General features: G+C 71.1%; 7 protein-coding genes. 5 read left to right on the forward strand and 2 right to left on the reverse strand.

What is annotated here, in order from left to right; translation table 11 throughout:
• Positions 1–124 precede the first annotated feature (124 nt).
• Together recJ and HA630_RS04385 are read right to left on the reverse strand one after the other, a co-directional pair.
• Positions 125–1,861, reverse strand: a complete 1,737-nt coding sequence (gene recJ, locus HA630_RS04380) for a single-stranded-DNA-specific exonuclease RecJ (protein WP_166832665.1) — start codon at positions 1,859–1,861, stop codon at positions 125–127.
• On the reverse strand, positions 1,858–2,871 hold the full coding sequence (locus HA630_RS04385; protein WP_166832667.1) for a hypothetical protein: 1,014 nt from the start codon (positions 2,869–2,871) through the stop codon (positions 1,858–1,860). Before HA630_RS04385 ends, recJ begins: the two co-directional genes overlap by 4 nt.
• A 50-nt stretch (positions 2,872–2,921) precedes the next feature.
• On the opposite strand from HA630_RS04385, the gene HA630_RS04390 reads away from it, so the two are divergent.
• The 5 genes from HA630_RS04390 to HA630_RS04410 all read left to right on the forward strand — a co-directional run bounded on the left by HA630_RS04390 (position 2,922) and on the right by HA630_RS04410 (position 7,868).
• The gene (locus HA630_RS04390; RefSeq protein ID WP_166832669.1) at positions 2,922–4,178 is read left to right on the forward strand and encodes a lipoprotein-releasing ABC transporter permease subunit; all 1,257 of its coding nucleotides are present in this window, start codon (positions 2,922–2,924) and stop codon (positions 4,176–4,178) included.
• A complete protein-coding gene (gene lolD / locus HA630_RS04395) occupies positions 4,171–4,866 on the forward strand; it encodes a lipoprotein-releasing ABC transporter ATP-binding protein LolD (RefSeq protein ID WP_166832671.1) in 696 nt (231 codons plus the stop codon). The genes HA630_RS04390 and lolD overlap by 8 nt, the downstream gene beginning before the upstream one ends.
• Before the next feature lie 170 nt (positions 4,867–5,036).
• Positions 5,037–6,380: a sulfite dehydrogenase gene (gene soxC / locus HA630_RS04400; protein WP_371809194.1), complete on the forward strand. Its 1,344-nt coding sequence runs from the start codon at positions 5,037–5,039 to the stop codon at positions 6,378–6,380.
• A complete protein-coding gene (locus HA630_RS04405; protein ID WP_371809195.1) occupies positions 6,380–7,471 on the forward strand; it encodes a c-type cytochrome in 1,092 nt (363 codons plus the stop codon). The genes soxC and HA630_RS04405 overlap by 1 nt, the downstream gene beginning before the upstream one ends.
• A 58-nt stretch (positions 7,472–7,529) precedes the next feature.
• A complete protein-coding gene (locus HA630_RS04410) occupies positions 7,530–7,868 on the forward strand; it encodes a c-type cytochrome (protein ID WP_166832675.1) in 339 nt (112 codons plus the stop codon).
• The last annotated feature ends 10 nt before the right edge of the window (positions 7,869–7,878 follow it).

Here is a 7,878-nt window from a genome sequence, read left to right on the forward strand (position 1 = left end):
CCGGGCACCGAGAGCAGGCCGGCGGGCTTGTCCAGCACCAGCAGCGCGTCGTCGGCGTGCCGCACGGTCACGCCGTCGGGCACGGGCAGCGGCCGCCAGGCGCGCGGCGCGCCGGGGCCGCCGCTCACAACTCGGCGCCTTCCACCAGAAAACGCACCCGGCGCTGGCCCTGCCACTCGTCGGCGTCCAGCCGGAAGGCCAGCTTCACCCGAGGCGGCAAGGGGTCGGCGTGGCCGAACCAGATGCCGTCCACCAGGTCGCCCTGGTGGCGAAGCTTGAGCTGCAGGTGCTTTTGCCCCACCAGCCGCTGCGAGACCACGTCCACCTCCTCGCAGAACACCGGCGGCGCAAAGCCCTGGCCCCAGACCTGCTGCTGCAGGGTGTCGATCAGGTCCACCCGCCGGTACTGGGCCTCCAGCGGGCCATCGGCCTCCAGCCGGCGCTGCAGGGTGGCGTCGTCCAGCCACTCGCGGGCGATCTGCTGCAGCGCCTGGTCGAAGGTGTCCAGGTGCGCTTCGTCGATGGTGCAGCCCGCCGCCATGGCGTGGCCGCCAAAGCGCAGCAGCACGCCCGGGTGGCGTTTGGCGATGAGGTCGAGCGCGTCGCGCAGGTGAAAGCCGGGGATGGAGCGGCCCGAGCCTTTGAGTTCGTGCTCTTTGCCCGGGGCCTGGCTGGCGGCGAAGACGAAGGTGGGGCGGTAGAGCTTGTCTTTCAGGCGTGCGGCGACGATGCCGACCACGCCCTCGTGGAAGTCGGGGTCGAACAGGCAGAGCGCGGCCGGCGGCGTCTCGGCCCCGTCCCACAGGGCCTCGGCCAGTTGCAGGGCTTGCTCGCGCATGTCGCCTTCCAGGTGCTTGCGTTCGCGGTTGATGGCGTCGAGCTGCTGGGCCAGGGCGGCGGCGCGGGCCGGGTCGTCGGTGCTCAGGCATTCGATGCCCAGGCCCATGTCGCTCAGGCGGCCGGCGGCGTTCAGGCGCGGGCCCAGGGCAAAGCCCAGGTCGAAGGCGGTGGCCTGGGCCGGGCGGCGCGCGGCCACTTCGAACAGGGCGACCAGCCCGGGCGGCAGCACGCCGGCGCGGATGCGCTTGAGCCCCTGCGCCACCAGCCGGCGGTTGGCGGCGTCGAGCTTGACCACATCGGCCACCGTACCCAGGGCCACCAGCGGCAGCAGCCGGTCGATGCGGGGTTGCTGCTCGGCAGGGAAGGCACCGCGCGCGCGCAACTCGGCGCGCAAGGCCAACAGCACGTAGAACATGACGCCCACCCCGGCGATGGACTTGCTGGCAAAGCCACAGCCCGGCTGGTTCGGGTTGACGATGACGCAGTCCTGCGGCAACTGCACCTCGCCGTCGAGCACGGCGGGCAGGTGGTGGTCGGTGATCAGCACCTGCAGCCCCAAAGCGCGGGCGTGGGCCACGCCGTCCACGCTGGCGATGCCGTTGTCCACGGTCACCAGCACGTCGGCGCCAGCGTCTTTGACCCGCTGGGCGATGGCGGGGGTCAGGCCGTAGCCGTCGGCCACGCGGTCGGGGACCAGGTAGCTGACGCGGTCGAAGCCCAGCGGCGCGCCCAGCAGCCGCAGGCCGCGCAGGGCGGTGGCGCAGGCGGTGGCGCCGTCGCAGTCGTAGTCGGCCACCACGCAGATGCGCAAGCCTTGGGCCATGGCGTCGGCCAGCAGCCGGGCGGCGTCGGTCGCGCCCTGCATCTGCTCCGGCGGTTGCAGGCGGGCCAACTGGTCGTCCAGCTCGTCGGTGTGCTGCACCCCGCGCGCGGCGTACAGGCGGGCCAGCAGCGGGTGGATGCCGGCCTGCTCCAGCGCCCAGACGGCGCGCGGCGGGGCGGGGCGGGTGGTGATTTTCATAGCGTGGCCAGCACGGTGGCGGGGGACGGTGCGGCGGCGCGGCGGCCGCGCCACGGGTTCAGGGCCTGCCACCAGGGGCGGGGGGCGGCCGGTGCGGGGGCGCTGGTGTAGCGCACCCAGCCGCGTTCGCCGCACAGGGTCAGGGTCAGGGGTCGGTCGGCGCGGGCGCCTTGCAGCCAGGGGGTCAGCACCTCGGCGTCCAGCGCGCGCCAGGCCTGGGCCCAGGCGGCCCAGTCGCCCTGCAGGGCGGCGGGGCGCAGGGCGTCCAGCACCTGGGTGTCGCCGGGGTCGGGGGTGCCGGGCCAGGCGCCGGCCCCACTGATCCAGAAGCCGTTGAGCGGCAAGGCCCCGCGGGCCTGGCGCACGTCGTTCACCGGGTGGGTGTAGAACAGCATTTGCGCCTCGTTCTGCAGGCGCAGCAGCGCCGCCACCTGGGGCGCCTGCCCGGCGTGCGGCAGCCAGGCGTCGACGCGGCGGTGGGCCACCCGGTCCAGGCTGGCGCAGGGCAGGCCGCGCAGGGACTCGCCCTCGGCGCGCCAGCGTTGCGGTGTTTCCAGCTGCAGGTCCAGCCCGTCCTCGCGGGCGTAGGGCGCCAGGGCCTGCAGCAGCGCGGCCGATTCGTCCGGCCGCAGGTCCAGCGCCTCGGGCGGCACCAGCGCCACCTGTTCCATGCCCACCTGCCAGTGGCAGGGGGTGAACCAGGCGCAGGGGCGGTTGGCCACGCCGGCCCGCCAGGCGGCCCAGGGGTGGGTGCCGTCGGCGGCGGCGGGCCAGCCCAGGGCCTGGGCCAGGGCGTGTTCGTGCGGGGGCGTCAGGGTGTAGGCGTCGGCGTCGTGGCGGGCCACCGGGTGCCACCGCGCGAGCAGGGCGCCGAGCTGGAGCAGGGCGGTGCCGGCCAGGGCCGCGCGGCAGGCGGGGTCGTCGGCGTGGGCGAAGGGCACGATCAGGTGACGCGCCCGGGCCAGGGCCGCGGGCGTGGGGGGCGAAAGGGCATCAAGGGTAGGCCGCATGGGGCGATTGTCGGGGATGCCACAATCCGGGCTGGTTTCCGTGGACATCCATGCAATTCCCCTACGAATTCCGCCTCGGTTGGCGCTACACCCGCGCCGGGCGCGGCACCCGGCGCAACGGCTTCATTTCCTTCATCAGTGGCGTGTCCATGCTGGGCATCGCACTGGGGGTGGCCGCGCTCATCATCGTGCTGAGCGTGATGAACGGCTTCCAGAAAGAAGTGCGCGACCGCATGCTGGGCGTGTTGTCGCACATCGAGGTGCTGGAGCCCCAGGGCCAGGCCCTGCCGGAGCTGGCCCGCACGCTGCAGGAGGCGCAGGCCCACCCGGCGGTGGTGGGCGCAGCCCCTTTCATTGCCGCGCAGGGCCTGCTGGCGCGCGGCGAGGACATGAAAGGCGCGCTGGTGCGCGGCATCGACCCGGCGCTGGAGCCGCAGGTGACCGAACTGGCCGCCGAACTGGCCGACACCGTGCTGCCGCGGCTGGTGCCGGGCCAGTACGGCGTGGTGCTGGGCGGCGCCCTGGCGCGCAGCCTGGGCGTGACCACTGGCGACGCCGTCACCCTGATCGCGCCCAGTGGCCAGCTGACCCCGGCCGGCGTGGTGCCGCGCCTGCGGCAGATGACGGTGGTCGGCCTGTTCGATTCGGGCCACTACGAGTACGACTCGACCCTGGCCCTGCTGCACCAGGACGACGCGGCGCGCATCTTCCGTCTGGAAGGGCCGACCGGTGTGCGTCTGAAAATCCGCGACCTGCACGCCGCGCGCGAGGTGGCGGTGGAGCTGGCCGCCCGCCTCAGCGGCGACCTGCTGGTGCGCGACTGGACGCGCCAGAACCGCACCTGGTTCGCCGCGGTGCAGCTGGAAAAGCGCATGATGTTCATCATCCTCACCCTGATCGTGGCGGTGGCGGCGTTCAACCTCGTCTCCACCCTGGTGATGACGGTGACCGACAAGCGCGCCGATATCGCCATCCTGCGCACGCTGGGTGCGAGCCCGGGCAGCATCATGGCGGTGTTCGTGGTGCAGGGCGCCCTGGTCGGGGTGATCGGCACCGGCGCCGGCCTGTTGCTGGGCCTGGGCGTGGCCTTCCACATCGACACCCTGGTGCCGGCCCTGGAAAGTCTGCTGGGCGCCAGCTTCCTGCCGCAGGACATCTACCTCATCAGCCGCATGCCGAGCGACCCGCAGCGGGCCGACATCCTGCCCATCGGCCTGATTTCCCTGGCGCTGGCCTTCCTGGCCACGCTGTATCCGAGCTGGCGCGCCAGCCGCGTCAACCCGGCCGAGGCCTTGCGTTATGAGTGACACCCCCCTGGCCCCCGTGGTGTTGCAGGCCCAGGGCCTGGTCAAGCGCTTCCAGGAAGGGCGGCTGGACGTGACCGTGCTGCACGGCGTGGACCTGGCGGTGCGCGCCAGCGAGACGGTGGCCATCGTCGGCGCCTCCGGCTCGGGCAAAAGCACGCTGCTGCACCTGTTGGGCGGGCTGGAAGCGCCCAGCGCCGGCCGTGTCGAGTTGGGCGGGCGCACCTTGGGCGAACTGAGCGCTGCCGAGCAGGGCGTGCTGCGCAACCGCCACCTGGGCTTTGTCTACCAGTTCCACCACCTGCTGCCCGAGTTCAGCGCGCTGGACAACGTGGCCATGCCGCTGTGGATACGCCGCACCCCGCGCCCGGCCGCCGCCGCCGAAGCCGCCCAGTGGCTGCAGCGCGTGGGCCTGGGCGAGCGCTTGCAGCACCGCCCGAGCGAGCTGTCCGGCGGCGAACGCCAGCGCGTGGCCATCGCCCGCGCCCTGGCCAGCCGGCCGGCCTGCGTGCTGGCCGACGAGCCCACCGGCAACCTGGACCGCCAGACCGCCGACGGCGTGTTCCAGCTCATGCTGCAGCTGGCGCGCGACCAGGGCACCGCCTTCGTGCTGGTGACCCACGACCCGGCCCTGGCCCAGCGCTGCGACCGGGTGTTGCACATGCGCAACGGCCGCCTCAGCCCCGCCTAAACCCCCACGGTGGGGGCCTTGTCAGGCACGCGTAGGCCAACAGGGTTTACACTAATCACTATATTAGCAATCAATAATATATTGTCGGTGTGGGCAAGGGTGCTCTCCTGCTGCGCCGCCGCAGCCCCGGCACCGAGCCTCCAGCACAGCCAATTCGAAGGAAACAGCACGTGTCTAAAGACCTGAGCGACGTCATTGGGCGGGTGATCCCTGCGCCCGAAAACCACCTGAGCCCCGACCTGCTTGAGCAGGCGCGCAAGGCGCGCCGCAGCTTCATGGGCAAGGCCCTGGCCATGGGCGCGGGCGCCGTGGCCGGCACCGCGGCCGCCACCCAGGCCCTGGCGGCCGAGGGCGAGGACGCCATCCTGAAGCTGCCCGAGCACACCACCGGCCTGGGCCAGCCCGTGGCCGCCCAAGGCTATGGCCAGCCCAGCAAGTGGGAAGCCAACCTGCAACGCCGCGAAAGCCCGGGCCTGACCCGCGTGTCGCAGGCGTCGGTCAGCTTCACCCCGCTGCAGGGCCTGTTCGGCATCATCACGCCCAGCGGCCTGCACTTTGAGCGCCACCACCAGGGCTGGTGGGACATCGACCCCTCCAAGCACCGCCTGATGGTCAACGGCCTGGTCCAGCGCGAACGCGTCTTCACCATGGACGATCTGATGCGCCTGCCCAGCGTCTCGCGCATCCACTTCATCGAGTGCGGCGCCAACTCCGCGCCCGAGTGGGGCAACGTCGCGCTGCCGTCGGTGCAGTACACCCACGGCATGGTCAGCTGCTCCGAATTCACCGGCGTGCTGCTGTCCACCCTGCTGGAGATGTGCGGCATCGACAAGAAGAAGGCCAAGTACGTGCTGGCCGAAGGCGCCGACGGTTCCTCCATGACCCGCACCATCCCGCTGGACAACGCGATGGACGACGTGATCGTGGCCTGGGCCATGAACGGCGAAATGCTGCGCCCCGAAAACGGTTACCCGCTGCGCCTGGTGGTGCCGGGCATCCAGGGCGTGAGCTGGGTCAAGTACCTGCGCCGCATCGAGGTCGGCGACCAGAAGTACGCCACCAAGGACGAAGCGGTCCACTACATCGACCACATGCCCGACGGCACCCACCGCCAGTACACCGGCATCCAGGAGTGCAAGTCGGTCATCACCACCCCGTCGGGCAGCCAGACGCTGCTGGACCGTGGTTACTACAACATCACCGGCCTGGCCTGGTCGGGTCGCGGCCCGATCAAGCGGGTGGACGTGAGCGTGGACGGCGGCCGCAACTGGCGCACCGCCCGCCTGGAGGGCCCGGTGCTGCCCAAGGCGCTGACGCGTTTCAACATCGACTGGGTGTGGGACGGCAAGCCCGCCATCCTGCAGAGCCGGGCCATCGACTCCACCGGCTACGTGCAACCCAAGATCAACCAGCTGCGCGCGGTGCGTGGCACCAAGTCCGTGTACCACCAGAACGCCATCCAGAGCTGGCTGGTGTCGGAAAACGGCGAAGTCTCCAACGTGCAGGTGTACTGATGAAAACCATGTTCCAACAAACCCTCCGTGCGGCCGCCGTGACCGCCGCCGTGGCCGTGCTGGGCCTGGGCAGCGCACAGGCGCAAGGCAAACCGTGGCACGACATCGGCCGCAACGCCACCCCGGCCGAAGTCAAGGCCTGGGACATCGACGTGCGCCCCGACTTCAAGGGCCTGCCCAAGGGCGCCGGCTCGGTGTCGCTGGGTGAAGAGGTCTGGATCGCCAAGTGCGCGTCCTGCCATGGCGATTTCGGCGAGTCCAACGAGGTGTTCACCCCCATCGTCGGCGGCACCACCCAGGCCGACATCGCGCGCGGCCGGGTCAAGAACCTGGAAGAAGGCTCCAGCTTCCCGCAAAAGACCACGATGATGAAGGTCGCCACCGTCTCCACGCTGTGGGACTACATCAACCGCGCCATGCCCTGGAACGCCCCCAAGAGCCTGAGCGCCGACGAGGTCTATGGCGTGGTCGCCTACATCCTGAGCCTGGCCGAGGTGGTGCCGGGGGACTACGTGCTGAGCGACCAGAACATTGCCGAGGTGCAGCAGCGCATGCCCAACCGCAACGGCATGGTGTTTTACGAACCGATGTGGAAGACCAATGGCAAGGGCGACGTGCAGAACGTGGCCTGCATGAAGGACTGCCCGACCGACGCCAAGATTCGCTCCTCGCTGCCCGGCTTCGCCCGCGACGCCCACGGCAACATCCAGGAGCAGAACCGCGTGATCGGTCCGGTGCGCGGTGCCGACACCACCAAGCCCGCCCCCACCGCCCCGCTGACGCAGAAAATCTCCCTGGCCGCGCCGGTGGTGGTGGCCGCGGCCGGTGGTGGCGCGGCCGACGCCAAGGCCCTGCTCAACAGCAACGCCTGCACCGCCTGCCACGGGGTCAACAACAAGATCGTGGGCCCCGGCTTCAACGAAATCGCCGCCAAGCACAAGGGCAAGGCCGACGCCGAGGCCTACCTGGTGGGCAAGATCAAGAACGGCGGCCAGGGCGTGTACGGTGCCATTCCGATGCCGGCCCAGCCCCAGGTGAGCGACGCCGATGCCCGTGCCATTGCCGCGTGGATTGCCGCTGGCGCAAAATAAACCCCCGCGGGTGTGCGCCGCACACCCGCCCATCCGTTTTCTTTGGAGTGACCCGACGATGACATCGCACAAGACCACGATCGCCCTGGCTGCCCTGGCCGGTGGCCTGTTGATGGCCGGTGGCGCCCACGCCCTGGACGGCGCCGCCGCCAAGGCCCTGGCCACCAAGAGCGCCTGCATGGCCTGCCATGCGGTCGACAAAAAGCTAGTGGGCCCGGCCTACAAGGACGTGGCCGCCAAGTACAAAGGCATGGACGCGGCCAAGCTGGCGGCCTCCATCAAGGCCGGCGGTGCCGGCAAATGGGGCCCGGTGCCCATGCCGGCCCAGGCCGCGCTGAGCGATGCCGACGCCAAGACCCTGGCCGCCTGGATCCTGGCCGGCGCGCCCGACAAGTGAGCCTGGCCCC

This window comes from Aquabacterium sp. A08, assembly GCF_011742065.1.

Coding starts and splice junctions, on each gene's coding strand:
- recJ (WP_166832665.1), bottom strand. CDS start 1,861: ATGAAAATCACCACCCGCCCCGCCCCGCCGCGCGCCGTCTGGGCGCTG.
- HA630_RS04385 (WP_166832667.1), bottom strand. CDS start 2,871: ATGCGGCCTACCCTTGATGCCCTTTCGCCCCCCACGCCCGCGGCCCTG.
- HA630_RS04390 (WP_166832669.1), top strand. CDS start 2,922: ATGCAATTCCCCTACGAATTCCGCCTCGGTTGGCGCTACACCCGCGCC.
- lolD (WP_166832671.1), top strand. CDS start 4,171: ATGAGTGACACCCCCCTGGCCCCCGTGGTGTTGCAGGCCCAGGGCCTG.
- HA630_RS04405 (WP_371809195.1), top strand. CDS start 6,380: ATGAAAACCATGTTCCAACAAACCCTCCGTGCGGCCGCCGTGACCGCC.
- HA630_RS04410 (WP_166832675.1), top strand. CDS start 7,530: ATGACATCGCACAAGACCACGATCGCCCTGGCTGCCCTGGCCGGTGGC.